Raw genomic sequence first — 24512 nt, 5'->3', positions numbered from 1 at the left:
CTGCGACCGCATATTCCGGCAGCTTCCTCAGATCCTTGACCATTCGGCGACTCATGGCTGGACGTCCGTATGGATCGCGATCTCCGCGGCAAGCCGGAGTGACGATAGGCCCATGGTTCCACCTTCCGGTAGGATGACGAGCGAGATCTTTTTCTCGCCTTCTCCGCAATTTGCGGCTGTTCAGTAGATCGCCGCGCCCGCGCCTACATTGATTGAGGCGTCTTTCATGGTCTGGACAATGAATTCGATCTGGCTATCAGTGAGATGCGTATGAAATGGCAGTGCAACGGCGCGATCGGAGATCTTTTCGGTCACTGGCAGATCGCCACGGCGATAACCGAGATCGAGATAATGCCGCTGCAGGTGCAGAGGATGGTTGTAAGCCGCAGCCTCGGTCTGCTCAACGCGGAGATCCTCGACGATCGCGTCGCGGCTGGAGCGCGTGAAACGCGTCCCGAGATGGACAACATAAAGGAACCAGTTCACTTCAGTCACGTCGGGTCCAACATAGGGCGGTTTGATGCCTTCGAACGACTGCATATGCGTTGCATAAAGCTGTTCAATCAGCCGGCGACGCTCGAGTATCTCGTCGATACGCCTTAGCTGCGTAATCCCCAGCGCAGCGGACAGATCGCTCATTTCGGCTTGATATGGCGCAGCCGAACCGACGGTAGCGGAAGAACGCTCGTCAGTCCGGTCCGAACGGTGACGACGAAGTGCCACCGCAAGGTCGATATCATCGGTAACCACTATGCCGCCTTCGCCGCAGGTCAGAAGCGAGGGCTGCGCGAGGTCAAACACAGCGACATCGCCGAAGGTGCCGACCAATTGGCCCTTATAACGTGAGGCGACGGCCTCAGTCGAATCTTCCAGCAGCAGAAGATTACGCCTTCTCGCGATATCGCGCAGCTCCGACCAGGCTGCGGGATAGCCATTGGCATTGGCGGCGAGGATGGCGCGGGTCTTTGGCGTGATGCGCTCCTCAACTTTCTGCGGCGCGAGCGTCCCGGACCAATAGTCGATGTCCGCAAATACCGGCCGCACACCGGCGAGGCTGACGCCGTGTGCAGTTTCGCGATATGAATAGGACGAGACGATCACCTCGTCGCCTGCGGCGATGCCGCAAGCTTTCAGAGACAGCAGAAGGCCGATGGTCCCGCTCGGTACCGCAACGGCATAGTTCCGCCCGAGATAGGTGGCAAATGCCGCCTCGAATTGTTCCGTGAGCGGGCCGTTAGACGGCCGCGGCGAGCGCAACACGCGATCTACTGCCGCGATTTCGGCCGAGGTAATGTCAGGATCCGACAACGGAATCAAGGATTCATAGCCCGTTGGAACCGGCTCTTCGTCCGCCTTGGCAACGAGGCCGTGGCCTAGAGCTGGTCCGGTCACGGCTCGACGGCCCGCTTGGCGAGCACAATGCCGGTCGCCCGCGTCGGATCATCCGTGATCCGGGCACAATGGTCCGCGCTATCGAGCAAATGCAGGTCGAATTGTCCGACGCTGTAAAAAGGCGTTTCGGTAAGGTCTGACGAGTCGCAGCGGATCCAGGCGAGATGCGGATACCCCTGTCGCAACACCGCATAGGCTTGAGAAGCATCATCGAATGACGCGAGCGTCCGCTCGATGTCCGCAATTTCGCCTGCTCCCAGAGCCATAGAACGGGTCCTTATTGCCAGAACACGCGTTCCGCATCGACGTTCAATAGATCGGTAACTGCTGCCAAACGCTTGTGCGTGGAGTGCAGTTTCCAGACGCCGTGCTTGTGATCTTTTCGGAATACCTGCCAGTTGGCGCTTGCCCCGTCATGGCGCAGCACGGCCACGTCAATGATGCCGCCCTTAACGTCGATATTGCGCGAGCAGCATGGGCATTCGATCAAGTAGCCGCCGGCAACTCCGGTGATGTTGGCTGAGACATAACGATAGCGCTCTCTCGACTTCAGCGCGCGCTCGATGCGCCTGCGATCGATGTCGTTGGGATGCACGGGTAGGTTCGGATTTATGTCTAAGGCCGCGTTCATCGCGTCTACTTCCTAGACCTGGCCGATTTCGCTTTCGAGGCAACCGACGACCAAGTTCTCACCGAACTCGACGAGATAGATCGGAAGGTTCGCTTCCGTGTGCCGGCGCACTTGGACGATCTTGCCGATGTCGCCGAGGCTGACCAGGAGCCCTTCCGTTGGGGCATCGGGAAAGGATCCGTCATTGATCAGGTCAAACATCGCCTTGACGCGCTGGCCCTGCTGAAATTTTGGCAGTCTGGCTTCAATCATCGTCGGCTCCCGGCAAGCGCAGGTCCTCGACTTCGGCGCGTGGTATGACCGGATCGAGCTCGTTTCGCTTCATGCCGACCCGGTGACCGCTTTGGATGAATTCAACGCCGTAGATGTAAAACCGCTGCAAGAAAGTGCCGATCGATATGACGTAGCCGACCTCGCCCTTCTTGGCCAGGATGTCGCCGATCTCCTTGCCGGCGTAGGTGCCGTCATTTCGGATGGTGCAGTTGGCACGCACCTTCTCGCCAAAGTCGAAGAACGGTCGTGCAGTCAGCTCGACGATGTCACTATCAGCCACAATATTGTTCATGCCAAGGGTCCCCTGTTCTTGTCCCGGCTATCGGACAAGCCGCGAGCGCGCAACTTCGCGCACCAGGCTATATGGGTCATCGACAAGGCCCATGAGCTCGGAGGGCACGATCCGGCTTGCGATCTCATGCCGGATACGCCAATCCGGGTCGTGGCGCAGAAGCGACAACAACTCCGCCGGCAGGCGTTGAACTACCTCCAACCGCACCAATGCGTCACGGTCATTGATCAGGCCGAGCAACCACTTCTCCGGGAGGCGTCGCGCCACGGCGCAACGAACCTCAGCGTCCTCGTCGCGGATCATTCCGCGGAGCAGCATGGGCGCAATCCGCCGCGCAACTACAAGGCGGACGTAGTAATATTCATCCGAGGCCATCGGCAGAAGTTCGTCGCCTTCAAGCAGTGTCGCGACCCACATCCTAACTTCGTGATGAGGGTCGTTGCGAAGCTGCAGGGCGAAACGCTTGGGCAGGCGGCGGACGGCGCTCCAACGCACGGTTTCGTCGTGATCGTGGAGCAATGGCGGCAGCAGGAAGACGTTGGCGAATCTCGCCGCGATCGCGCGCACTTCAAAATGCGGGTGAGCGAGGTAGGCGTCGGCCAGGCTCGGATTTCTCTCGAAGAAGCAGTCGATACGTCCGGCATAGCGGTCGTTGACGCAAGCATGCTTGAGTTGACAGCAGCCGTTGCGATTCAGAGCAATATGCGCGCAGCAGGCGCAATTGATCTGATTGCCCTGCCAATTTCTCGCCTTGCCAATGTCCTCACTCATCCGCCTGCCCCATACGTTCGAGGACACGTAGGAGAACTTTGGCACCGATCTTATCGGTGGGATCGATCTCAAGAAGCTTTTGAACGGCTAACCGCCCTTCCTCGATTTGACCGAGGCGCATCTGCAAATAAGCGTATCCTTTCAGCGTGAACAGAAAGAACCGCGGCAGAATATCTTCATATCGACCGAACGCCGCATCATGGGCACGGACAAGACGCCAGTCCGATGGGAGATTGTTCATCTCCGACGCCTTGCTTATGCAGAGCTTGGCAACCTCAAGCGCCTCGGCGAGCCGGGCCTTATAGAAATAGAAGCGAAATAAGCCGATCAGCACGGCCGCGTGCCCTGGTGCCAGGCCTGCGGCCTTGCGCAGGTGGCTTTCGGCGACCTCATCAAGGTGATAGGAGAGGCTTGCTTGCCACAAGTGATGCTCGGCCTCGCTGGGCAGCCCATCCCCAAGCAAGGTCCTGGCGAGGAGTACCTCGTTGATCTCGGACTGCGGACTGAACAGGGCATCTGGCATCGCGGGTCGCCTCTTGAAATCAATGGTCCCCGCAAGAGACTTGCTTGCGATCTTGCAATACGAACCCGGTCCGCTTCGGCTTATCAACGAAATCGGTCGGCACATCGTCGTGCCGTGTGGCAGTCTCTCCCGGCGAACAACCCGCCAGACGTCATCGTGCTTGACCCCAGCAACAATGGCCTGCGGCTTCAGGCTGATCCCACCGGCAAGCCCCGAACATCCACTTGGGCTGATCGCAAGACAAAGGTCGCGGCCGGCGCGCCAGCCGGCTCGGAGCATCATTCGGATAGCTCGTCGCACCAATCGTCTCTTCTGGAAGTTCATGTCATTTCCATCGCTCACCTGCGCGCCTGGTGGCGTGCAAGCGAGGTATCGAGGACGCAGGTATTGTCGACTGGGCAGACCGCCACGCATTGCGGCTCGTCGAAATGGCCGATACATTCGGTGCACTTCTCAGGATCGATCATGAATGTTCCGCCCTTCTCCGCGATCGCGACATTGGGGCATTCCGGCTCACACGCCGAACAGCTCGTGCATTGAGAGGCGACGATCTTGAACGGCATGTTTTTCCTCTCTCATGCCGCGGTAATCAATGCGCCTTGGCGGATCGCAGCATCGCCGCGTTCGACATGTTTGATCGCACCGCTGGTGACCCTCTCGAGATAGGTCTTGAACCAGGCGATCGTCGACTTATCGATAGGCTCATAAGCATATTGATCGACGGGATCGACGCCGGCCTTGATCAATTCCGCCCTGGGGCAGCCGCCAATTTTGGCGATGAATACTGCGTGGCAATCGTTAATGGCGCGGATGATGGTCGCGAGCTTTCCCTCTTCGGCATAGCCACCCTGGCAATACAGATCGACGCGGCGATGGCCAATGAACTTGGCGCCACCGCTGGAGAGCTCATAGACTTGAAACTCCTTGGCGTGACCAAAGTGCTCGTTTATCAGATCCGAGCCCTTGGTCGCGACCGCCACCAGGACCTTCGTGTCGCCGAGGCTAACTGCGAGTTCCGCAAGGTTAGCGTGCTTGGCCGCGGCCTTGGCGGCACGGCCATTCTCGACATTGGCCTGATAAGCGTTGCGGCTCTCGACATCGTATTTGATGTCGATCGTCGCGATTTTTTCGATGGTGAACTCCGCGCTGCGGTCTTCGCCTAGCAACCCGATCGCATCGGCCCGGCACTGCCGGCAGTGGCGCATCATATGCAGCTCACCCTCGCAGCTATCCTGCAGCGCCTTTAGTTCAAGTGCCGTCGGGCTGCGCTGGCCCTTCAGACCGAAAACGGTTCCATATTTGGGAGAAGAGATCAACGGCATGATGTTGTGCAGGAAGGCGCCGCGCGACTTCACTGCCTTACTCACTTCGACGAGGTGCTGATCATTGATTTCGGGGATCATAACCGAGTTGACCTTGCAGAGAACCCCTCGCCGAGTGAGCATCTCCAGGCCCTGAAGCTGGCGATCAGTGAGGATCCTTGCGGCTTGGACGCCCGTGTATCGTTTGTGGTTGTAGAAAATCCAAGGATAGATCTTTGCCCCGATCTCGGGGTTGATCATATTGATCGTGATCGTGACGTGCTCGACGTTGAACTTGGCAATGGTGTCGATGTGATCGGGTAGCGCGAGACCGTTGGTTGACAGGCACAGCTTGAGATCCGGCGCAGCCTTGTGCACGAGCTCGAAGGTCTTGAACGTCTTTTCGGGGTTGGCGAGCGGGTCGCCAGGACCGGCGATACCGAGCACCGTCATCTGTGGAATGGTAGAGGCAACGGCCATGACTTTCCTGGCAGCCTGCTCAGGCGTGAGCCTCTCGCTGACCACACCCGGACGCGATTCATTGGCACAGTCGTATTTGCGATTGCAGTAATTGCACTGGATGTTGCAGGCTGGCGCGACCGCGACATGCATGCGCGCATAGTGATGGTGCGCTTCCTCGCTGTAGCAGGGGTGCTTTTTCACCTTTTCCCATGTCTCAGCTGGAAGATCAGTGCAGCCTGCTGGCGAACCGCATCTAGCTCCGCCGCCGCGGCTACTTTTGCCACAGCCCTTGTGCTCGGCAATCGACCGCGTGACCTCGCCGTCTTCAATGGCGTCGCTCGATGATCCCCGATGCATTGGAGTCGCCATTTATCCAGTTCTCCCTTTAGGCCTGCGAGATTTCTCGGTATCTGAGGCTCAGCAATCCGCATGCCACGGCTCGGCGTGCAACTTTCATGACCTTGTTCAACGAGTTAGGAAGCGCTTTGGTGTGCCTCTTGCCCGGGCGTGTTGGAAAGCCGACATGCGTTGTGATCGAAACGGCACCTAGCGGCGCGAGAAGATGTTGACTGAAGGTATCGCCGCTCCTTTCTCATTTTTGCTGGAAACATGGCTCGTCAGGTGGCAGCAAGATGGTGTAAGAGCTGCCTCGCCAAGCGCTGGTCAAATGCCCACGCGAGAAGCCTCCCTAATCTGCCAAAAGGATCTCGACAGCACGTGCAAGCGGAACTGCGAGTGGCGTTAGGCCTTGGTCGGCCAGAAAGCGGAGCTCATTTTTGGAGAGCGTGTCGGGTTCGACCACGGCATAGTGAACGTCGGACGAGCGCTTTGACACTTGTCGCGCATAGATGCGCAGGAGCTGGTCGTTGAAGCGGCACCCCAGAAACAGGAAGCTGCGGCCGGTACGGCGAGCCTTCACCTCTCCGGGAATCGGCGTCTGTATGTCGATTTCCGTGAGCACCTCAACATAGTCGGCGTCGGAGACCAGGAAATTCTTGGCTGGGACGACGCTGCCGTGCGGCTTGTAGAGGACCGTTGTCCAACTTCTTGCAAGAGAGGAAACGACTTCATGGCCTGCGCAATCGTAGAAGCGATACCAGCGATCCTCACTCAGACCGGCGCGGGTGATGCCCTGGATCTCACCCCAATTGCTGTGTCCCGCCAGCGAATTTCGCATCGCACCATCGTACCAGCTGTCAACGATCAGCGGCAGCCGCAGCGTTGCAAGATACCGTTGTAGCTGCGCTGGCGCGATCGGCGCGCCAAAGGCGTCCGCCATCATCGCTGTTACGGTGGTGCGGTGCCTCGTGATTTCGATGTGCTGTGCGGAAGCCCAGGCATTCCCTCTCGTGCGCTTTGGCAACGTCACCTTGGTGCCGAAGAATGCCGCCAAGTCCTCCGGATTCATCGGCGCGCTCGTGTTCGACGAATCCATCACGCCGGGTCCGAGATAGGGCACGACATCGCCACGACGAAGCCCCTCCGCGACCTTGCGGAGCATGGTTTCGGCAACTGGCCGACCAACGAACTCGATGCGCGGAGCCGGCACGTTCATGTCTCTTCTCTGTCGCCGCCACGCCTCTTTGCGTTGATCGTAATCGGCAAGGTGGTGTCGCTTGTCATCGGCGGCAGGTCGAGCACCCAGCCATTAGCCATTCTGATCCAGCCGCCCCACAGTGTCTCGTGCTCGGATTCAACGATCCGATCCTCAAGATCCTTCTTGGGGACGTAGATCGAGAGACCAGTTTCAGGAGAACGACGAATGATGACTTTCATCTGATAGACTCATTGGATCGAAAGGTCGTCTTTGCACGCTCTGACCGCCCAGATGGGGTCCCTCTCAGTTTCGCGATGATATTTCGTAGCACAACGAGGACGTGATCGATCTCCTCGCTGGTGGTCTCGCGAGACAGCGAAAAGCGGATCGCGCCGTGCAACAAGGCAGACGGTACGTGCATCGCTCGGTGCACATGAGACGGTTCCATGGAGCCTGACGCGCAGGCTGATCCGAGGGACGCGGCAATGCCAGCGCGACTCAAATGATGAATAATTGCTTCACCTTCGAGATGCTCGAAGGCGATATTTGACGTGTTTGGCAGACGGCTCTCCTTGTCGCCGAGCACCACACACTTGCCGAAGGCGATGACGCCCTGCTCCAGCCGGTCGCGCAGCGCGGCTATTTTCCTGCGCTCCTGCCCGAGCTCTACGGCAGCAAGCTCCGCAGCCTTACCCAGCCCAATGATACCGGGGACGTTCTCGGTGCCGGAACGTCGGCGGCGCTCTTGCGGTCCGCCGAAAATCAGTCGCCTGAACTTAGTGTCCTTGCGCACATAGAGAGCGCCAACGCCTTTTGGACCATGCAGTTTGTGGCCAGAGAGCGACAGCATGTCGATCTGGGTCGTCTTCACGTCGATCGGAACCCGCCCCGCAGCCTGCACCGCATCAGTGTGGAAGAGTGCGCCGATGGATCGCGCCATCTTGGCGAGGACCTCCACCGGAAACATCGTGCCGGTCTCATTATTGGCCCACATGACGGAGACGACCGCGGTACGCGGGGACAACGCGCGACGATAAGCATCAATGTCGAGCCGGCCGGAGCAGTCAACAGGAATTAGATGGCATTTGTTGCCGCGACGGCCGAGCTCATCTGCGAGCGAGAGCACAGCGGGATGTTCCACGGTCGTGGTGACGAGTTCGTCGCGTCGCTCCTGCACGGAGAGTGCCGAAAGGATCGCCGTGTTATCCGATTCGGTACCGCCCGAGGTAAAGACGATCTCGTGATCAAAAGCAGCACCGATCAGTGCCTGCACACTCCTACGAGCCTGTCTTATGCTTTCTGCAACTTGCCTGCCTGCTGCATGGGCGGATGAGGCATTGCCGAATTGCTCGGAGAAGAATGGTAGCATCGCAGCGACGACGGACGGATCCGTCCGAGTGGTCGCGTTGTTGTCGAGGTAGACCGACTGCACAGTGCGCCTTCTTAGTATCGGGCTTTGGAGGATCCCGCGACCGGGATCAGGCGGACGAATTTGCCAAGCCGTTCGATGAGGCGCGCCTGGATGCCTTCCAGTGTTGCGCTGGCGAGCTTGCAGAAGACGCAAGCCCCCGTAAGCTTGATCATAATCTTGTTGCCGTCGATGCCAATAAGCTCGCAATCTCCGCCGTCACGCTTCAGATTCGGCCGAATTTCGTCGAGTACGGCGCGGACGATACGCTCACATTCGGCAGGTTTCGCGGCCGGCAGCTGTCTCGTTTGTTCGGTCTCGACAAGCATGTTTCAAACCTCTTCGTGGCGACTCGTCAGGGATGCAGCTCTAGCCAAACGACTTGCCGCATGAGCAGCCCGACTTTGCGTTGGGATTGTCAAAGGTGAAGCCAGAGCCCTCCAGCGCCACCACAAAATCGATCGTCGTGCCGGCAAGATGCGGGTGACAATTCTTGTCGACAAATACCTTGATGCCGCCCCGCTCGATTACGGTCTCATTAGGCTTCGGCTCGTCGGCAAGCCCCATCGCGTACTTTAATCCGGCGCAGCCGCCCCCTTCGACCATTATCCGCAAGCCCTTCGCCGGCTGCGCTGACGCAGAGATCGCGCTCTTCACCGCATTCTCCGCGCTTTTCGTCAGACTGATCATCGATTTCCCTCGCGAGCTACGTCAGCTCGGGATGAGATTGGCAAGTCCCATGCCAGCAACCACGCTCCCGATAGTACTTGGCTTTGGCGAATGTCGGTCATTTGCGCTGCAGGGCGTGTCGGGCTTACGACATGACGCTTTGCCGCTAGGAAACAATCTTGGCACGGTGCTGTAACGCTGCCGGCAGGATATGTCCGTCAAAGCCGCGCAGACGAGGCGCCGCTTTTGGCTTTCGCCGCATACGTGGGCCGACGGCAAACAATTTGCATGGAGCCGAACGTGGGTTCGCTCGATTCGACACCCTGCGCCAGCCACATTAGACCAGGAGGATTTCATGACGTCGATCGACAACACCGCTCTTGGCCGGCTTGATAAAGAAGGCCGATTGCTCAATGCGGTGCTGAAGGGTGACACCACAAAGCCGGGCCGCTTCGGCTTCCGCGGCGATATCGCGCTAAGGTTCCAGGTTCAGGTGGCCGACGAGAAGCGTCCGCCCGACTATTCGATCGAGCAGGTATTGACGGTCGCGGACGAGGGAGAGGCCACAATCCCGGTATTGGCTGGCTACCTGCATTCTCTTGCCTATCTTGCCGATGCCGCAACGGTACTGGATGGCGCCTTGAGCCAGAACGGCACCTACTTCATGTTCTGCAACAATATCGATCTTCTGGCGAAATACAGCATCAAGATCCGTGACGTCACATTTCGCATACTACCGTGTGACGAGTCGACGGTTTGGAAGGAGATGATGGATCTCACTGGGGTCGAGAAAAACGACATCAAGAAACTCGATACTGCCGGCAAGCTCGATTATCTGCTCGATGCCGCCAAGAGCATCAATGCCCCTTATGCCGAACTCTCCTACGAAGAAGGCCTCGCCAAGATGCAGCCGGTGAAGAATCGCAACGAGAACCGCCCCGTGTGAGTTCTGGCGTCAGATCTCATCTTATCCCATTTGCCAGGACTGTTGGCGTTGTGCTGGACTTGTCCGCCAGGCCAGACAATCGAACGATCAACAGTGCGAAAGTCTCGCATGCAAGTCCCCTCGGTACAGATTGCGGCAGTTCAAGTTCAAACGGCTGGCTTGAGCGGCTCGACGACTACAATGCCCATCCTACCTCCAGGCTTCGCTGAGGGAGCGAGAGCGAAGATGGGTAGAGCTCTCGTTCTGTTTGACGGGACTGATTCCAGCTGGCGTCGCGGCGGACCCCGCCCGACAATGTACTGTGGCCCAAGGCGACTTTCCATCGTCGCGCAGGAGGCAGAATAGAAATGGCAACGCTCATCAAGACCACTCAGGACGGCCGCAAGCTCGAGGTGCTAGGGTTGGCAATCCTGCTTGACGGAAAGCTGGAAGCTAGCGAGCTCATCGAGGTCAAGGATCATCCGTACTGCCGAGCAATCCTGGCCGCAGTACCTGACGCTACCCACATGGCCGGCCGCGTCCCGCTGACGCGCGAGGAAGCCGAGATCGTTCTCGCCGCCTTTAAGAAGGCAGAGGCCGATATGCTCGCTAACCCCATCTCCATCCAGGAGCGGTTTCGGATTGCCGCGATGATGAAAGCATGTGAACAGGGAATCGAGTAGCAAGAGTTGAGGCGGCTTTATAGCTTCGATTTAACCATCATATCTCGGCGAAACTGGTATCAAGTTTTCACGACATACCGAATTATCGCCGACAAGCGCGGCAATGACGACGAGAGGCGCCAGGGCCAACTCCTTTTAGAGCCGCAGCGGCAGAGGCGGAGCACTCACGCACTCACCCAATGCCTTCTGACGCTATATAGGCTTGGTCCTGAAATGAACCCGCGGAGCGGGACCGTTTGAGCCGGTTTGTTAGTTGGGAAATCCGACCGCTCCTACTTCCTTTCTATCACGCCGCCAACGACGTTGTCTGCTGTTGCTGTGGGCATGTGGTCAACGCGGTAGCGTTGTCCATCATGTCCACAGCGGCTGCGGTTGCTTCGCGCCAGACCGCCATCGGCGTGCGATAGCCAAGCGCCTGATGCAAGCGCTGTTCATTGTAGAACTCTATCCACGCGGCGATGCCGGCCTTGGCCTCGCGGCCGTCGGCGTAGCCCTTGAGGTAGATATCCTCATGCTTGAGGGAGCGCCACAGCCGTTCGATGAACACGTTGTCCATCCAGCGGCCGCGGCCATCCATGGAGATCTTGATCCCGGCCGCCGCGAGCGCGCCGGTGAAGGCGGCACTGGTGAATTGCGAGCCTTGATCGGTGTTGAAAATCTCCGGTCGGCCGTGTCGCGCCAAGGCGTCGTCGAGCGCCGCCAGGCAGAACGAGGTGTCCATCGTATTGGACAGACGCCACGCCGGCACGGCGCGGCTCGCCCAGTCGATGATCGCGACGAGGTAGAGGAAGCCGCGGCCAATGGGCAAATAGGTGATGTCGGCCGCCCACACCTGGTTCGGGCGGTCGATCGTCATGTTGCGCAACAGATAGGGATGGATCTTGTGACCCGGCGCCGGCTTGCTGGTGTTCGGCTTCGGACCCAGCGCCGCGATGCCCATCTGGCGCATCAGCCGCTGCACGCGCTTGCGGTTGATCGTCTCGCCCTCGGCCTTCAGCATCGCCGTGATCCGCCGCGAGCCGAGAAATGGCCAGGCGGTGAACAACTCGTCGATCCGCCGCATCACCGCGAGATCATTGTCGTTGGCCGGCTTTGGCAGGCGATAGACGCCGGAGCGCGCCACGCCGAGCAGTTCGCATTGGCGGCGGATCGACAGCCCCTTGTCGGCGCGATCGAGCATCCCGCGACGGTCCGAAACGCTCATCTTCCGGACCTCTTTGCCAAAAAATCCCGCTCCACCGTCAATTGCCCGATCTTGGCGTAGAGGTCCTCGACCTTTTTCTCCGCCGCCTTTTCCGCGTCAAGGCCAACATTGGCGTCGAAGGAGCGCGCCGCATTCTGCAGAAGCTGCTTCTTCCAGGCGTAGATCTGATTGGGGTGAACCTCGTAACGCTGGGCCAAATCGGCCACCGTCGCTTGCTCTCGCACCGCCTCCAAGGCGATCTTCGCCTTCAGCGCTACATCAATCTTCCGTCTCGTCTTCTTCGTCATCATCCGCTCCATCTAGCAAACGGAGCGGTCGCTTTCCAACTTAACTGATGGTCCCAAAAACGGAGTCCATTTCAGTCCTTGCAGAAGATCCCTAGCGACGTTATCGCTTCTCTGTTTCCGATGGCTAAACTCAAGCAGCTGAAACGTGGGTTTGGCAGTTGGTCGGGCACACCCGGGCACAAGCCCCGCAGCCGATGCACGCTCCGTCATCGTTTAGCACCATGATCTTCTTCTCGATCTCATCGTCATCGTCTTCTAGATCGATCATCTCGCCGTCCGCATTGATACCGTTCAGCATCATGACCTCGCGGCCACACACCTTGTAACAGCGGCCGCAGCCTATGCACTTCTTTGGGTCGATGGAAGCCAGATACTCCGGCTTCCAGTCGCGGCCGTCGCGCGTTGCGAATGACATGGTTACTTTCCGTCTGCTCTTCCCTGCGCTTTGAGATCCTCGCGCTTGCGCTCGAGCTCGTCGAAGGCATCGTGGACCTTCTGGGCCACACTCAGGACCGAGGTCCAGTTGACCGGCAATTCTTCGGCGAAATCGTGGAGATCCATCTTTGCCTGAGTCGCCTTGGCGGAAAGCTTCTTGATCTCGGCTTTCAGTGCTTCAAGATCGCTCATTCGTCACCTCAGTAGTTCGCAACTTCCGGGAACCTACGGATCATCTCAATTCCGCGGTCGACATACATGTCACCTTCCGTGGCAAGTTTTGAGAGGTTGTCAAAACCGAAACGATGCACGTCGCGCAGCTGCTTATTTACGACAATGAGCCGCCCGCCGATCAGCACTATGCGGCCAAAGCCTTCATGGTGCATTTTCAGCATGGGCGAGACCATCACGCCGGTCGCCTTCTCAATGGACACGGCGACAGCGTTGAAGAACAGTTCAAGCCGCCAGATCGTGTCCGGATCGGGGTCACCGACGATCGGCAAGGTGCGGCGCTTCTCCCTGTCGAGAATATAGGGCTCGAGCAGCTCTAGGTCCTTCTTGCCCTCCCAAGCACCATGCCCGTCCTCGGCGCGCCAGATTTTGACGAGCTCCTTCACAAAGGGCGCCTCTCCCGCAGGCCCGGGTTGGATCAATTCGGCCGCCTCAGTCATGTCGTTTACCTCAATCCTCTAAATCAAACGAGCGTTCCTGGCCCTTGGCAAGCACCTTGCGCAACCAGGGTGGCGGTGAGCCTTTCAATACGGCTTCAAGCTTGACACAAAGATCGTCGATCGCTTCAGGCTGGTTCACCTTCATGGGATGGATCTTATTTGCGACGACGCGCGCGGCGCCAGAGCCGCCGATCGCGGCCACATAGAGGATGGAGCAGTCTTTGATAGCTTCGATCTTCGGCGCGAGCTTGTCCTCGTTACCGTCGTCCTTAAGGTCGCCGTCAAACTGGATGGCTTCGACGAAACTGTGCCCCTCGGGCCTGACTTCATAGATGGCGATATTTCTAGCCCAGCCAAAATGGGCATCGACGCGCTTCAGATCCTGGGTGGCGAATGCGACTTTCATCGGCATAATTCCTCTCTTCGCATCAATTGGGCCGCGGGGGAACGACATGCAGGCCGTTGTCGGTGATGCGCCAGGTGTCCGGCGTCGGCTGGCGGTTGTCCTCGCGGTCGGCAATGATGAGATTGGCAAGGTCAAAGATCAGCTCGCGCGTGCCGCGATAGCCGACCGTCATCTGGTGACCTGCGCCAATGCGATCGAACATCGGGAAGCCAGCACGGTAGAATGGAATGTTCAGCCGTGCTGCCGCTTGGCGGCCGTGTGAATGGGAGATCAGGAGATCGCATTCGCGCGTTTTGGCCAGCTCCTCCAGATCTTCAAGATCGCCGATGATAACCTCTCCCCCCCTGACGCGTTCGAGCACCGGAGAGGCCGTTGTCGTCACTGCCGCGGTCAGCTGTGCGCCCATCTCACAGAGCATGCTGGATATGTCGAACAAGAGGTCCGGCTCAGCCCCAATGGCGAGCTTTCGGCCGCCAATATGGAAATGCGCATCCAGCATGGCGTCCGCGAGCTGGCCACGTTGCCGGCGGTATTTTGGGGGCACTGGTTTGCCGCTGATCTCGCTTACAGACGCGATGAATACATCGCTAGGGCCGAGGCCACAGAGCCGCTCGAACAGCCGGAACGGCACACCCGTCCTTGCTTGCATGGCCTCGGCCGCGCGCCTCATCTGCGCTCCGATCGCGATCGTCCAAGCCGCCTGCCCCATAGTCGCGATCTCGTCGACCCCGATCCCACCGATCGTGGTCGGCGTGAATTCATCGGGAATGTGACCGTCGAGCGAACCGGCGATATCCGGCAGGAAGGACGGCCTCAGCCCAAAATCATCAAAAATCGTCCGCAGCTCGTCAAGGTCGCCGGGGGTCAGGTGGCAGCCAGGCAGGACATTAACGCGCGAGAGGTCCCGCGGTGCGGCTGCATCGCGAGGATCGACAAGCACCTCGATCATACGCGCCACGGTCTTTTCCCAGCCATCTTGAAACGCGTCCTTGAAATCCGGAGTCGAAACGTAGACAAGCGGCAATTTTTCGAGCTGCGGATGCTTCTGCCGGATAAGGCGGATGAACGCCTCGACGTCGTCACCCTTGGTCTCGGTGACTCCTGTCGAATTGATACCGATGATCTCGGGCTTGGTGCGGTTGCAGATATTGAGGATCGCCTGCTCGACATTCTCGTAGCCACCGAGAACTGTGGCAACCTCGCTCATCGCGGTGGTCTGCAGCGGCACCGCCTCCTTGAAATGGCGGACAAACAGGGTCAAGCCAAAGGACGTGCAGCCTTGAGAACCGTGTAGGAGCGGCATTGCCCCCCGAAGCCCCAAGAAGGCAAAGGAGCCGCCGATTGGCTGGCTCATCTTGAGCGGGTTGCTCGAGCAGGCTTTATTGGAACTGGTAACGATAGCCATGGCTTTGAACCTGATTTACCGTCCTACTCTGCCGCCTCCTGCGTGGAGGTCGGCAGGTCCGCAGTCATTCCCGCGATCGCCCGCTCACTGGCGCCGCAGATGTCGGGGGCCCCGGCATGCTCCGCGATGTCATCGACTGTAGTCGAACCGAGAGTGACAACGCTCTCCTTGGTGACACCGAGATCAAGATTTTGGCAACGAAAGGCTCTTTTATCGCAGCGCGCCTTTTCGACGCGCTCCAAATTCGGATCAATATCGACAGTTGCCACATCTACCTGCGCAAGCGACTTGGCTTTCCAAGCGACGTCGGCATCATCCCACGGCGCGGGCTTACGGAGCTGATCCCATATTGGGTTGTAGAGTGCCTTATCGATCTCTTCCATCAGCTTTACGATGCCGAGATAGCCCATATAGGCGTGGCAGCGTTCCTGATTGATATCGAGCCATGGCGTCGCGGTCTTAAGGGCGACAAATTGCGACTTGCCGCCCGAGAGCATGATGTCGGCTTTTGCTTCTTTGAGCATCTTGGACATTTCACGCGGGGTCAGATCCTCGATCATATGAGCATCATGGCCCATCAACTTTTGGATGCGCTCCTTGTCCTTCATGGTTGATTTTTTTACAGAAGTTCCGACGATCTCAAGTCCGGCCTCCTGCAAAGCCGCGACGACTGACCACGATTTAACGCCCCCGGTGACAAGCAGCACCTTTTTGCCAGCAAAACGCGGCTTGAAGAACTCGATTGCGGCCCTCGCCTTCGCTTCCTCGCGTGCGACTGTGAGCTCGGTGCGTTCCATTAACTCGGCCGGCGCTCCGCGCTCGATCAGCATGCGCGCAATCTCGCGCAAAGACTCGCTGGAGTCCTGGATACCGTAGAATGATCCTTCGAAGAATGGGATGCCGTATCGCTCCTTCATCTTACTCGCAACATTGATCAAGGACTTCGAGCACACCATCATTGCCGCGCGCGCCCGATGTGAGCAGGCAACGTCGCGATATCTGCCATCGCCGGAGATGCAGGACAGGACGCGAATCCCGAGTTCGTCCAACAGCGGCTTGACCTGCCAGAATTCGCCGGACAGGTTGTATTCCCCGATGAGATTGATGTCGTAGAGGGTCGTGTAATCGGGTTCTTGGGTACCGATCACGTATCGCAGCAGCGCTTCGCCGGCGAGCTTATTTCCAAGGTTCTTCGAACCGACAAATCCCGGCGCGTTAACAGGAATGACAGGCCTGCCGCATTTCGCTGTGGCGATCTTGCAGACCGCGTTGATATCGTCGCCGATCATGGCAGGCACGCAGGTTTGGTAGACGAAGATCGCCGGAGGATCATACTTACGGATGATTTCCCTGATGGCTTTGTATAGCCGCTTCTCGCCGCCGAACACGATATCGATCTCTTGCATGTCGGTCGTGAAGCTTCTGCGCCAGAGATCGGAGCCAGAGGAGGCAGAACCGCGATTGTCCCAGGAATTTCCTTCGCACGCGATCGGGCCATGAACCAGATGAGCGACATCGGTAAACGGCTGGAGCGCAATCTTGGCGCCATCAAAAGCGCAACCTCCGGCGGCTCCGCCAGGCTGCAGTTGCTTGGTGCAGCCCTTCTTGCGGGCAGCTGCCGATTTGTTGGCGTTCTCAACGCAATCCGCCTCGTTGAAGACGCCTTGGATGGTCGCCGATAGCGAAGTCACGGTTGTCTCCTTCCGCGGACGTTTTCTGGTTCGGGCACGGTCGATAGGCCGGCTGGCGCCCGCATCCCCACCTCACGGCGGCGATAAGCCGCAATGAGGCGGAGACACGCCCACATCAGCGGATGATGTCGAAGCTGTAGTCCGTCTTTCCGACCACGTTGGTGTTCTTATCGATCTCGTCAAAAATCTTATCGAGTATCTTCACCAGAACATTCATGCCTCCCTGATAACCCCAAACCGGATAGCGGTGATGATGATGCCGATCGAACACCGGGAAGCCGATGCGGATCAGCGGCGTGCCCGTATCGCGCTCCAGGTACTTGCCATAGGTGTTGCCGATCAGAAGGTCGACCGGCTCAGTGAACAGCAGCGATCGCATGTGCCAGAGGTCCCTACCCGGATAGGCATGGCAGTCTTTGCCGAACTGCGAACTGGCGAAGAGCGCCTGCATCTTCTCTTCCCAGGCCTTGTTGCCGTTGGTTGACAGGACGTGTGTCGGTTCGGCACCTAGCTCGAGCAGGAAGGTCGCCAAGCCATAGCAAAGGTCGGGATCACCATAGATTGCAAACTTCTTACCGTGAATGTGTGCGCTGGAGTCTGCCATGGCGTCGACCAGACGACCGCGCTCTTGTTCTAGGACCTTTGGGATTGCCTTGCCCGAAATGCGTGACAGCGTCATCACAAAGTCGTCCGTCGCACTAACGCCGACCGGATGATTGAACGCAACGACTTGCTGGCCATGACTCTCGATGAACGGAAGCGTTTTCTCCGTGCAATATTGCTGCATAGAGATGGTCGCCCTGGCGTGGATCGCATCCGCGGCGTCTTTCAGAGTCGTGCCGCCATCATACATGCGAAACTCACCGTCAGTGGGCGTGTCGAACACGTCACTGTTATCCGCAAGGATCGTGTATCTGATCCCCATCAATTCGAAAATGCGCTTTATCTCGCGGAGGTTGCCTACGGTGTAGCCGTCGAAGCCCCCGATGAAGTTGATCTTGTCGTTCGGCTCGCGCTCAAGCTTGGGTTCGGACCCGGCTTTTCCGTCCCAGAAATGCTCGATGATGCCTTTCAGGGCGTTATCATAGCCGGTGACGTGGCTACCGACGAAGGCAGGCGTATGAGCAAAGGGAACGTCGAACTTAGCCGGCACCGCCCCCTTTTCCTTCGAGGTCTTGATGAAGGCGTTGAGATCGTCGCCGATCACTTCCGCCATGCACGTGGTCGAGACCGAAATCATCTTCGGTTTGTACATGTTATAGCTGTTGGCGAGCCCGTCGGTCATGTTGTTGAGGCCGCCGAATACGGCTGCGTCTTCGGTCATCGACGAGGAAACACAGGAGGTCGGCTCCTTGAAGTGTCGTGACAGGTGGCTTCGGTAATAGGCGACGCAGCCCTGTGAGCCGTGCACGAAGGGCAAGGTGCCCTCGAATCCGATCGAAGCAAACACCGCACCTAACGGCTGGCAGGCCTTGGCCGGATTGATGGTCAGTTCCTCGCGCGCGAAGTTCTTCTCGCGATATTCGGGGGTTTTGGCCCATTCGCGGATACGCGCAACCTCCGCGGGATCGTGTGCATTCTCAAAGAGCGCTCTTTTGTTAGCCAGCATCTGCTGGTATTCCGGACCTCGGAACAGCTCAAAATGATCGAGCACTTTTTCGGCATTCTGGGTCATCGTGGCGTCCTTTTTGGATTCGTGTTCGATCGTCTGGCCCGGCTCGCCTATTCCGCCGCCATCAGGCTCGGACGCGGGGCGTCCTTCCACGGCGCCCTCGTCTTCTTCCAGATCGGGGAATTGATTGCCATGTCCATGTCTCGGGCGAAGATCGCGAACCCATCGTAGCCATGATAAGGACCCGAATAGTCCCAGGAGTGCATTTGCCGGAACGGCACGCCCATCTTCTGGAACACGTACTTCTCTTTGATGCCAGAACCAACGAGGTCAGGCTGGATCTTCTCGACGAAGCGCTCGAATTCGTAGCCAGTGACGTCGTCATAAATCAACGTACCGTCCTTGACGTAATGCTGGGCGGTGCGCTGATAATCGTCGCTGTGGCCGAACTCGTAGCCGGTCCCGATGACCTCCATACCGAGATCTTCATAAGCGCCAATCACGTGCCGCGGGCGCAGGCCACCCACGAAGAGCATCACGGACTTGCCTTCCAGGCGCGGTCGGTACTTCGCGATGACGGCGTCCATCAGCGGCTGGTATTTCACGATGACGCGCTCGGCCCCCTCTTTGATCTTGTCGTCGAAGAAGCTCGCGATCTTGCGCAGTGACTCTACGATTTTGGATGGGCCGAAGAAGTTGTACTCGCACCACGGAATACCAAACTTCTCCTCCATGTGGCGAGAGATGTAGTTCATGGAGCGATAGCAGTGCAGGATGTTCAGCTTCGCCTTTGGCGTCGCCTCAAGCTCGGCAAGGCTGCCGTCGCCCGACCATTGCGCAATCACCCGAAGGCCCATCTCCTCCAGGAGGATGCGAGAGGACCAGGCGTCGCCGCCGATGTTGTAGTCGCCGATGATGGCAACGTCATAGGGCGTTGGCTCGAATCGCCGTTCCGTCTCCGAGGTGATCTTGTCGAACACCCAGTCACGGATGGCGTCGTTGGCGATGTGGTGACCAAGCGACTGCGATACGCCGCGGAAGCCTTCGCAGCGCACCGGAACGATTGTCTTGCCGTCATATTCCTTTGATTTGACCTTCGACACCGCCTCTATGTCATCGCCGATCAGGCCGACAGGGCATTCCGACTGGATGCTGATTCCTCGGTTGAGCGGAAACAGGTCCTGGATCTCGTCGATGACCTTGGCGAGCTTCTTGTCGCCGCCGAAGACGATGTCCTTTTCCCGGAAGTCGGAGGTGAACTGCATGGTTCCGAAAGTGTCGATGCCGGTGGTACCGACATAATAATTGCGCCGCGATCCCCAGGAATACTGCCCGCAACCGACCGGGCCGTGACTGATGTGGATCATGTCCTTGATCGGCCCCCACACCACCCCTTTCGAGCCGGCATAGGCGCAACCTCGAATAGTCATAACACCTGGGATCGATTTGAGATTCGATTTGACGCCGCAGTCGGACTTACCGGCCTCGTGCACGTTAAGGTGCTTTGCACGACGCTTGGCGGTCTTCTCCGGGTAGACCTTCAAAACTTCGTCAATCAGCTCCTTATTGCGGGCCTTGATCTCTGCAACGCTCTGGGTAGATGCGAGGCTCATGCGGATATCCTTCTAATTGTCTTGTGCGCTTCAGGCGTCAACGCTTTCTCGAAAGACGTCGAATATGCGAGCTGAATTACGCGGACAGCGCGGCGAGCTCGGAAGCAGTCTTACCGACCTGGCTTTCATCGATCTGGTTCATGATGCCGTGCTCCATCAGCATGTCCTCAAGCTCGTCCATGCTGATCGGGGTCGGGATGATGCCCTTGCCGCCATTGTTGTGGATTTTGGTCGCAAGATTGCGATAGTGGTCTGCCTGCTTGGAGTCCGGCGCATATTCCAGCACCGTCATGCGGCGCAGCTCGGCGTGCTGAACGACGTTGTCGCGGGGCACGAAGTGGATCAGCCGGGTGCCGAGCTTCTTGGCGAGCGCTTCTGCCAGCTCCAGCTCCTTGTCGGTTTGCCGCTCGTTGCAGATCAAGCCGCCCAGCCGCACCCCGCCCGAATTGGCATACTTCAGAATGCCCTTGGAGATGTTGTTGGCGGCATACATCGCCATCATCTCGCCGGACATGACGATATAGATTTCTTGCGCCTTATTCTCACGTATCGGCATTGCAAAGCCACCGCATACGACATCGCCGAGCACGTCGTATGACACGTAATCGATGTCCTCGTAGGCCCCGTTCTCTTCCAGGAAGTTGATCGAGGTGATGACGCCACGGCCGGCGCACCCGACGCCCGGCTCCGGACCACCGGATTCGACGCAGCGAATATCCTTGTAGCCGACCTTCAAGACGTCCTCGATCTCGAGGTCTTCGACGCTGCCGGCGCTTGCCGCGAGACTCAAGATTGTGTCCTGTGCCTTGGCGTGCAAGATCAGGCGGGTCGAGTCCGCCTTCGGGTCGCAGCCGACGATCAGGATCTTGTGATTCATCTCGGCGAGTGCTGCGAGGGTGTTCTGCGAGGTCGTCGATTTACCGATACCACCCTTGCCATAAAACGCGATTTGTCTCAGCGAAGCCATGTTGTTCTCCATCAACCGATTGACGATCTACCTGCTGCGCTCTGTCGTGATCCCATCGTCCAGCTCGCCGCATCACAGCGCAGTCCAATACAATGGTCGACAGCGTCGCCCTCGGGTAATGACTTTTGCAACGAGCGTGCCATCGCCTTTTCGGGACGAAAAACGAAGTAAGTGGAGATAGATACCGGTCCAGATGCGCTTTGTTGCAAGTCCGACATCGGCAAGGCTCGATGTTTCGTTGCACTCGCCTGTCCGAAACACGGCAATACTTGTCTTACCGACCAGCCACAACGGCAGCTATCCTACCGCACATCTCTGATCGTATTCCGGTCCGGAGCTTGCTTGAGGCGCATCAATGAATGAGCCGAGGGTACCATGCAGTTCGAAACCGACGTTTCAACGAGTGAAGACCGTCCGACCATTTTCCTGATCGAACCTGAGCAGGTGGTGCGTTCCGCGCTCGACTACATCTTGCGCGAACACTATCGGACACATGCTTTTGCCGCGATGGCTGAGGCTATGTCGTCGTCCACGAAGACTCCCGCCGTAGTACTGATCGGCATTGCCATCCTGCGGGACCGAGGCGAGGCGGTCCTGGACGAACTAAATAGAGTGTTCACGAGCGCCAAGATCCTCCTCGTAGCAGAACGGAAATCCGATCCTGTGGTGCAGGCCGGGCTTGAACAAGGCGCACACGGGGTCATCAGCAATCCAATCTCGTTCAGTTCTGTCTGCGGTGCCGTCAGTGCAGCCTTGGGCGCACCGGACCTTCCCGGCGAACCATCCCATGTCATTTGTGTCGCGTTCGATTAGGCGCTTGTTATGCGTCTTCGGATAGCCGAATTGCAGTCCACCTGCGCCAGCTCGCAGATGACATCCGCGAGCGGCATGACACTTTATCTACTTTTTCAGCTCTACCTTGGCGTTGGGCCAAGGGAACCGGTTTGGAGCCCGCTTCGACCGCGAGCTCTTGCGCCGCAGACCTCCAACATCACCAACTAGGGGCCACCCTCAGGATGCTCAGATCTAACTCGTCGAAGGAGGAGACCATCTCTTTCGACCTCCGCGCGCATTATGTCCTGAAGTTCGGGCTCTTTGGGTCCTCGACGCCCGGGCTATCCCCGGTCATGGTCCATTAGGCCTCCAGCGGTCATGGAGGCATTCGGGCAAGTTCGTTCCCTCTCCGGTGGATTTCTGCGATCTTCCGACAGACTCCTTCCGGCTATCAGAGCCTCAAAGCGATAGCGATTGGTCGACGCGCTGCCGCGCCCCACTCTGCTAAGCTGCCAATCATCCATTAGCCGCTGGCGACGATGAAACTGACCGGCATGCTACCGCAAGCTCGCTACGCCGCTTGATAATTCGGCGTGCGTGCGCCGACGATCTCTCGATCGCCTCGATCGGGGCAACATCCTCTTCGACGTCGTCAGGCGGGGACGCATGTGCCTTCGACTGGACAGACGACGGCGCATTGCGGCGTATCGCAGTGCCCCTCGCACTCTGTGCACTTCTTGGGATCAATCACATATATGTCGCGCTTTAAACTGATCGCGCCGTTCGGACACTCGAACTCACATGCACCGCAAACCGAGCATTGCGAGGCGACGATCTTATAAGCCATGAATTGCGACTCCTGCGAGTAAACGATGCCGTTCGACTTCGGCATTTTCCCTTCAAGCATCGTGCCACACACGAGGCGATTGGATAGTTCGACACTATCCGTCAGACGTGTGCCATCGCAAGCCAGACGGCACCTTGCATTCGTAATGCCCGCCAGAATTATTATGATACGAATGTCTTGAGCGTGTAGCCGGTCTGCAGCGACCTCAAGAGAGGCGACGTGGGCTTTCCCGTGTTCAGTTGCACCAAACCTACCAGCAGCTAGCGGTGTCACTATCAACGGCGCCTCGTCCGACTGCCTCACACTTCTCCGGCTTCAACCTTTGACTCATTGTAAGTCACGTGGGACGTTCTACTTGCGCCGTCGGACTAGCGACAGCCATTTTGTCGTCTACGCGAGCATTTTTGTCGCGTTCGCGACCGTCGAATTGACGTTGCACGACGGTAGCCGATATCTCGTCTTAGGCCAGCGCGACCAAGCCTACTTTCGCGTCCTGCTCTGTCCGCCCATATCACACGTGCTGTCCGCCATTGATCGGCACTTCCGCACCTGTGACGTAGCTCGCAGCGCTTGAACAGAGGAAGAAGATAACCTTCGCAACCTCATCGGGTGTGCCGACACGATGTAGCGGTATGATAGGCGCGAGCTTCGCTTCGGCTTCCGGCGAGAGGATGTCGGTCTTGATCTCGCCTGGCGCGATCGCGTTGACCCGAATCCCGAACGGAGCGTAATCATGCGCCATCTCGCGCGTGAGACAGGCAAGCGCTGCCTTGGAGGTCGCATAGGCTGTACCGGCGAAAGGATGCACACGAGTGCCAACGATTGAGGTGACGTTGACGATCGAGCCAGATGCCACTTTCAACTCTTCGAACAGGCCTTGGGAAAGCAGAATCGGCGCGACCAAATTGACGTGAAATACGCTCATCCAAGTTCCGATGGATGTTGTTAGCGAATTCAGTCGGCCTCCGTCCGACGCCTTTGGGGAGATGCCCGCATTGTTGATCAGCGCGTGAAGCGGCTCTCCATTGAGCCGCTTCTTGATTTCGGCAATCGCGCCCGGTAACGCGCGATGATCGCTCAACTCAACCTGCACATGGTTATTGCCTCCCGACTCCCAGGGACATCGGCTATCGAAGGGTTGTCGAGAACAGGAGATGACTCGCCAGCCAGCCTCCGAAAACAACCTGCCCGTCGCGTGGCCAATGCCCCGCGAAGCGCCGGTCAATAGAAGCGTCTTCCTTCCGCCAGCCTGCGCGTGCGACCTATCGTCGTGAAACGGGCAGAGCGCGAGATCCGGCGTAGAGGTCGGGCCAGCAACGCTGTCTCCTTTTGATTCATGAAGGCGCAAGCGAGCTCCTTTAGGACTAGATTAGATGCGCACCCCCGGCATCTCCGGCCGGGAATTAGCAATTATTGGACCAAGGCCGGCAATGCAGGACGCAATGCCCTCGGCCAGACCTCACCTGACCGACATCTTCGTCGGTTCAACGCAGAAGCCCTTGCCTCTCGAATTGAATGGGCGTTGAGGCCGGCTCAGGTGGCGATGCGGGCTGACAAGGCCATGTTCGTGCAGGAGGCCCCTTTTGTCTTCCAGCTGGTTTGCAGCTCGCCCACCAACTGTCCTTCGACAACGCACTTCGGCGCAATCGATTCAGACTTCGACGAATTGCGGCTCGCGATCAACCGAGGCGCCCGGCGCACTTTGCCGTGTGTAAAATGCGCCGGGTTCCGCC

General features: G+C 58.3%; 29 protein-coding genes. 3 read left to right on the top strand and 26 right to left on the bottom strand.

Annotated features, from left to right (window positions below; genetic code table 11):
* Positions 1-180: 180 nt before the first annotated feature.
* The 14 genes from NLM31_RS09235 to NLM31_RS09170 all read right to left on the bottom strand — a co-directional run bounded on the left by NLM31_RS09235 (position 181) and on the right by NLM31_RS09170 (position 9280).
* Entirely contained in the window at positions 181-1392 is a 1212-nt protein-coding gene (locus NLM31_RS09235) for a DegT/DnrJ/EryC1/StrS family aminotransferase (protein WP_375167479.1), read from the bottom strand.
* On the bottom strand, positions 1389-1658 hold the full coding sequence (locus NLM31_RS09230) for a hypothetical protein (protein ID WP_254128886.1): 270 nt from the start codon (positions 1656-1658) through the stop codon (positions 1389-1391). The genes NLM31_RS09235 and NLM31_RS09230 overlap by 4 nt, the downstream gene beginning before the upstream one ends.
* Before the next feature lie 11 nt (positions 1659-1669).
* Positions 1670-2023 (bottom strand): hypothetical protein, encoded by a 354-nt coding sequence (locus tag NLM31_RS09225; RefSeq protein ID WP_254128885.1) that lies wholly within the window; start codon positions 2021-2023, stop codon positions 1670-1672.
* Positions 2024-2035: 12 nt separating this feature from the next.
* Entirely contained in the window at positions 2036-2275 is a 240-nt protein-coding gene (locus tag NLM31_RS09220) for a nitrogen fixation protein NifZ (protein WP_254128884.1), read from the bottom strand.
* Positions 2268-2588, bottom strand: coding sequence for a nitrogen fixation protein NifZ (locus NLM31_RS09215; RefSeq protein ID WP_254128883.1), 321 nt, complete (start codon positions 2586-2588; stop codon positions 2268-2270). Before NLM31_RS09215 ends, NLM31_RS09220 begins: the two co-directional genes overlap by 8 nt.
* Before the next feature lie 27 nt (positions 2589-2615).
* Positions 2616-3359, bottom strand: a complete 744-nt coding sequence (locus NLM31_RS09210) for a 4Fe4S-binding leucine-rich repeat protein (protein WP_254192086.1) — start codon at positions 3357-3359, stop codon at positions 2616-2618.
* Positions 3352-3882, bottom strand: a complete 531-nt coding sequence (locus tag NLM31_RS09205) for a hypothetical protein (RefSeq protein WP_254135273.1) — start codon at positions 3880-3882, stop codon at positions 3352-3354. The genes NLM31_RS09210 and NLM31_RS09205 overlap by 8 nt, the downstream gene beginning before the upstream one ends.
* A 338-nt stretch (positions 3883-4220) precedes the next feature.
* Positions 4221-4445 carry a 4Fe-4S binding protein gene (locus tag NLM31_RS09200; RefSeq protein WP_254128882.1) on the bottom strand — a complete coding sequence of 75 codons (225 nt, stop codon included), beginning with the start codon at positions 4443-4445 and terminating at the stop codon, positions 4221-4223.
* A 12-nt stretch (positions 4446-4457) separates the two neighbouring features.
* Complete coding sequence (gene nifB / locus NLM31_RS09195; RefSeq protein ID WP_375143637.1) at positions 4458-6002, bottom strand: nitrogenase cofactor biosynthesis protein NifB; 1545 nt, start codon at positions 6000-6002, stop codon at positions 4458-4460.
* A gap of 331 nt (positions 6003-6333) precedes the next feature.
* Positions 6334-7200, bottom strand: a complete 867-nt coding sequence (locus tag NLM31_RS09190; protein WP_254128880.1) for an SIR2 family protein — start codon at positions 7198-7200, stop codon at positions 6334-6336.
* Positions 7197-7421: a putative nitrogen fixation protein NifT gene (nifT, locus tag NLM31_RS09185; RefSeq protein WP_254192085.1), complete on the bottom strand. Its 225-nt coding sequence runs from the start codon at positions 7419-7421 to the stop codon at positions 7197-7199. The genes NLM31_RS09190 and nifT overlap by 4 nt, the downstream gene beginning before the upstream one ends.
* Positions 7418-8614 carry a cysteine desulfurase NifS gene (gene nifS / locus NLM31_RS09180; protein ID WP_254192084.1) on the bottom strand — a complete coding sequence of 399 codons (1197 nt, stop codon included), beginning with the start codon at positions 8612-8614 and terminating at the stop codon, positions 7418-7420. Before nifS ends, nifT begins: the two co-directional genes overlap by 4 nt.
* 11 nt (positions 8615-8625) lie before the next feature.
* Positions 8626-8919, bottom strand: a complete 294-nt coding sequence (locus tag NLM31_RS09175) for a NifU family protein (protein WP_254128877.1) — start codon at positions 8917-8919, stop codon at positions 8626-8628.
* 40 nt (positions 8920-8959) lie between these two features.
* The gene (locus NLM31_RS09170) at positions 8960-9280 is read right to left on the bottom strand and encodes an iron-sulfur cluster assembly accessory protein (RefSeq protein WP_254192083.1); all 321 of its coding nucleotides are present in this window, start codon (positions 9278-9280) and stop codon (positions 8960-8962) included.
* Positions 9281-9614: 334 nt separating this feature from the next.
* Here NLM31_RS09170 and NLM31_RS09165 point away from each other — a divergent pair, with 334 nt between their 5' ends.
* Positions 9615-10205: a hypothetical protein gene (locus tag NLM31_RS09165; RefSeq protein ID WP_254128875.1), complete on the top strand. Its 591-nt coding sequence runs from the start codon at positions 9615-9617 to the stop codon at positions 10203-10205.
* Positions 10206-10552: 347 nt separating this feature from the next.
* The gene (locus NLM31_RS09160) at positions 10553-10867 is read left to right on the top strand and encodes a hypothetical protein (protein ID WP_254128874.1); all 315 of its coding nucleotides are present in this window, start codon (positions 10553-10555) and stop codon (positions 10865-10867) included.
* 286 nt (positions 10868-11153) lie between these two features.
* Here NLM31_RS09160 and NLM31_RS09155 read toward each other — a convergent pair.
* The 10 genes from NLM31_RS09155 to nifH form a co-directional block, all read right to left on the bottom strand.
* Positions 11154-12358, bottom strand: a protein-coding gene (locus NLM31_RS09155; protein ID WP_375167478.1) for an IS3 family transposase whose coding sequence is annotated in 2 segments (ribosomal slippage) — positions 11154-12073 and positions 12073-12358 — 1206 coding nt in all. Because the reading frame shifts where the segments join, the coding sequence is not laid out codon by codon here.
* A gap of 130 nt (positions 12359-12488) precedes the next feature.
* Entirely contained in the window at positions 12489-12773 is a 285-nt protein-coding gene (gene fdxB, locus NLM31_RS09150) for a ferredoxin III, nif-specific (protein WP_254192081.1), read from the bottom strand.
* A gap of 2 nt (positions 12774-12775) precedes the next feature.
* Positions 12776-12985: a CCE_0567 family metalloprotein gene (locus tag NLM31_RS09145; RefSeq protein ID WP_254128871.1), complete on the bottom strand. Its 210-nt coding sequence runs from the start codon at positions 12983-12985 to the stop codon at positions 12776-12778.
* 8 nt (positions 12986-12993) lie between these two features.
* Complete coding sequence (locus NLM31_RS09140; protein WP_254128870.1) at positions 12994-13464, bottom strand: NifX-associated nitrogen fixation protein; 471 nt, start codon at positions 13462-13464, stop codon at positions 12994-12996.
* A gap of 10 nt (positions 13465-13474) precedes the next feature.
* Positions 13475-13870 carry a nitrogen fixation protein NifX gene (nifX, locus tag NLM31_RS09135; protein ID WP_254128869.1) on the bottom strand — a complete coding sequence of 132 codons (396 nt, stop codon included), beginning with the start codon at positions 13868-13870 and terminating at the stop codon, positions 13475-13477.
* Positions 13871-13892: 22 nt separating this feature from the next.
* On the bottom strand, positions 13893-15275 hold the full coding sequence (gene nifN / locus NLM31_RS09130) for a nitrogenase iron-molybdenum cofactor biosynthesis protein NifN (RefSeq protein ID WP_254192080.1): 1383 nt from the start codon (positions 15273-15275) through the stop codon (positions 13893-13895).
* Positions 15276-15298: 23 nt separating this feature from the next.
* On the bottom strand, positions 15299-16966 hold the full coding sequence (gene nifE, locus NLM31_RS09125; protein WP_254192079.1) for a nitrogenase iron-molybdenum cofactor biosynthesis protein NifE: 1668 nt from the start codon (positions 16964-16966) through the stop codon (positions 15299-15301).
* Between the two features lie 115 nt (positions 16967-17081).
* Positions 17082-18641, bottom strand: coding sequence for a nitrogenase molybdenum-iron protein subunit beta (gene nifK / locus NLM31_RS09120; protein WP_254196158.1), 1560 nt, complete (start codon positions 18639-18641; stop codon positions 17082-17084).
* A 47-nt stretch (positions 18642-18688) separates the two neighbouring features.
* Positions 18689-20191, bottom strand: a complete 1503-nt coding sequence (nifD, locus tag NLM31_RS09115; RefSeq protein ID WP_254192078.1) for a nitrogenase molybdenum-iron protein alpha chain — start codon at positions 20189-20191, stop codon at positions 18689-18691.
* 76 nt (positions 20192-20267) lie between these two features.
* On the bottom strand, positions 20268-21158 hold the full coding sequence (nifH, locus tag NLM31_RS09110; RefSeq protein WP_254192077.1) for a nitrogenase iron protein: 891 nt from the start codon (positions 21156-21158) through the stop codon (positions 20268-20270).
* 375 nt (positions 21159-21533) lie between these two features.
* On the opposite strand from nifH, the gene NLM31_RS09105 reads away from it, so the two are divergent.
* On the top strand, positions 21534-21971 hold the full coding sequence (locus NLM31_RS09105; RefSeq protein WP_254192076.1) for a response regulator: 438 nt from the start codon (positions 21534-21536) through the stop codon (positions 21969-21971).
* Positions 21972-22584: 613 nt separating this feature from the next.
* Here NLM31_RS09105 and NLM31_RS09100 read toward each other — a convergent pair.
* A complete protein-coding gene (locus tag NLM31_RS09100; RefSeq protein WP_254128863.1) occupies positions 22585-22779 on the bottom strand; it encodes a 4Fe-4S binding protein in 195 nt (64 codons plus the stop codon).
* A gap of 511 nt (positions 22780-23290) precedes the next feature.
* A complete protein-coding gene (locus NLM31_RS09095; RefSeq protein WP_254192075.1) occupies positions 23291-24127 on the bottom strand; it encodes an SDR family NAD(P)-dependent oxidoreductase in 837 nt (278 codons plus the stop codon).
* Positions 24128-24512 lie beyond the last annotated feature (385 nt).

The organism is Bradyrhizobium sp. CCGUVB4N (assembly GCF_024199945.1).
GTDB lineage: Bacteria > Pseudomonadota > Alphaproteobacteria > Rhizobiales > Xanthobacteraceae > Bradyrhizobium.
This window is presented reverse-complemented; position numbering and strand designations above follow the sequence as displayed.